This window comes from Ferroacidibacillus organovorans, assembly GCF_001516615.1.
GTDB classification, from domain to species: domain Bacteria; phylum Bacillota; class Bacilli; order Alicyclobacillales; family SLC66; genus Ferroacidibacillus; species Ferroacidibacillus ferrooxidans_B.
In genome coordinates this window covers 1-2,031 of the sequence record NZ_LPVJ01000044.1, presented here as the reverse complement: position 1 = coordinate 2,031, position 2,031 = coordinate 1, and the positions used below count along the sequence as shown (strand labels likewise).

Genomic DNA, 2,031 nt, shown 5'->3' with positions numbered 1-2,031 from the left:
TCTTCACTCACACCCCCTAGGCGTAGCCATAGACCGGTATTACGAGTTTCGGGGCTAAACTAAATTTGACAATTCCACCTCAAAGGGAAGCTGAACGTCGGGTTTTCCCTCCATCGCACGAATCCAACTGTATTCAGAATCTACAATGTGCCACAGGGTTCGTAAAAAACTCCCCACCCCGCCGATCCGCTGTCGGGTGAGTTCCTCGTCGGGTACGCCCTCACACCAGTCAAACCATTCCTCCCGAACCTGCCAGTTGTAGCGAAACAGCGTCAGCAACTCGATCCCTCCCTTGGATGGTCATGAACCACATGCACCTTCGGCCATTTCTTCACAATTTGTTTGTCAGCGAGACGCTGCTCGAAAATCTGTTGGGTCACTCGCCGAGGATTTCTACGACATACCAACTCAAACAAATCGTTCAGCCCACACGGTGCGACCATGAGAAACTCATCATCGTCGAGAAGACGGACGGCGACGCTCGTCGCTGTTTCTGGCCAAGTCCCAACCCCGTCTGCGCTCGAAGCAAGCGGTTCAACGGGAAACCCAAACTTCCGTTCGTGCCACAAGTGAACAGCCGCCTGATTTTTTGCCTGCCAAGGCATCTTCGGCAGGAGATGATACAGCGTTCGCTCAATCTCCAAGTCTCTGTCCGGTTGTAAGTCTGTTGGATCAAAATATGCCACATCGATATCATTCAGCGGTGTCGGCGTAGATTCATCGTGTAACCAGTCCCACACCAGTGTGCGAATGACACCACCACCAACCAGCCAATCCGGAGGATTGCATTCACGCACCACACGCAAGGCTTGCATGAACCAGTCCGTTGCGCGCAACAATGCTCGTAAATCGTGCTCATATTGACGATGGTCGGTCATGGCGCCACTACCTCTACCTTGAGCCGGTCGGGATCCTCAAAGAACACTGCGTAGTGTTCCTCCCCACCCGCATACGGGTGTCTGTCTTCATACAAGACATGGGTACCCCTGGTCCTCAATAAATCAGCCAACTCGTCCACCCGCTGACGGGATGCTGCGTGGAAAGCAAGATGGTTCAATCCCGTGCGCTTTCGGTGATAGCGAGGTTCCAAGTAGTCAGACTCTGTCTGCACCAGTACGATATACGTCACTCCCTTGCACCAACTCCGCCCTTCAACCCAAGTCTGGTAGGGTACATAGCCGAGATATTCCAACAGCCAACCCCAAAATTCGGCTGACCTTTGGAGATTCGAAACGTTGATTTCGACGTGATGGAGCGTTCCTGAACGTGTAGAATGATTCAGGTCAAAGTCTGACTCTCGGGAACCTGCGATCAATTTGTAATAGATGACCGTCTCGTCGAACTGCCCATCCGCTGATCGAGCATACTGTGGAATTCGTCCGGCCTCCACAAACCCCAGTGAGCGATATAATGTATTGGACGGGTCCCCCGCACGAGTATCCAGAACAAGCAATGACCGCTCCGCCTCCACTGCCGCTCGCTCCGCCACATCCATCAACTGCCTTGCAATTCCCAGTCTCCTACGCTGCGGATGAACCATCAACTTGGCGATCTCTGCCCTGTGTGCACCGTTTTTCTTCATGGTCAGCTGCAATTGCACCGTACCTACGATTTCACCATCGTAATCGGCCGCCCACAGGCGAACACTTGGTTCGAGGAGGTGTTCCCAATACAATTTTGCATCCGCGTCATTCAGCGGCGGTAAAAAACCGATGGATGCTCCATCGGCTACAACGGAAATCAACAAGGAACAGAGCATGTTCAGATCTTTTGTATTCCATTGCGCAATCTCATGGATGTGTAGTTCATTTTCCAAATAAATACCCCCATCCTCTGCTACATATTAATTCGCCATGCGTACAGGGGCGTTCGTTTGCCTTCAATCTCACAGAGTCTACCGTTTTGATGAGACATACAGAAATCGATATTTGCCATCATACGTGGATTGATTCTGCCATGAGTTATGCAGTTGTCCCCAATAATTGGGTATTGGTAGGTTCAAACCATCTCATTTCCAGTTTCGTTGGCCAA

General features: G+C 51.4%; 3 protein-coding genes and 1 pseudogene. All 4 read right to left on the bottom strand.

Features of this window, described 5'->3' with window-relative positions; all coding sequences use genetic code 11:
• Nucleotides 1-54: 54 nt before the first annotated feature.
• Nucleotides 55-279: a DinB family protein gene (locus tag ATW55_RS09880; RefSeq protein WP_067716603.1), complete on the bottom strand. Its 225-nt coding sequence runs from the start codon at nucleotides 277-279 to the stop codon at nucleotides 55-57.
• Nucleotides 273-878, bottom strand: coding sequence for a nucleotidyltransferase family protein (locus tag ATW55_RS09875; RefSeq protein ID WP_201024966.1), 606 nt, complete (start codon nucleotides 876-878; stop codon nucleotides 273-275). Before ATW55_RS09875 ends, ATW55_RS09880 begins: the two co-directional genes overlap by 7 nt.
• Nucleotides 875-1,282, bottom strand: a complete 408-nt coding sequence (locus tag ATW55_RS09870) for a VOC family protein (RefSeq protein ID WP_067716607.1) — start codon at nucleotides 1,280-1,282, stop codon at nucleotides 875-877. The genes ATW55_RS09875 and ATW55_RS09870 overlap by 4 nt, the downstream gene beginning before the upstream one ends.
• Nucleotides 1,283-1,309: 27 nt before the next feature.
• Nucleotides 1,310-1,816, bottom strand: a pseudogene (locus ATW55_RS09865) (N-acetyltransferase family protein); the annotation flags it as partial.
• Between the last annotated feature and the right edge of the window lie 215 nt (nucleotides 1,817-2,031).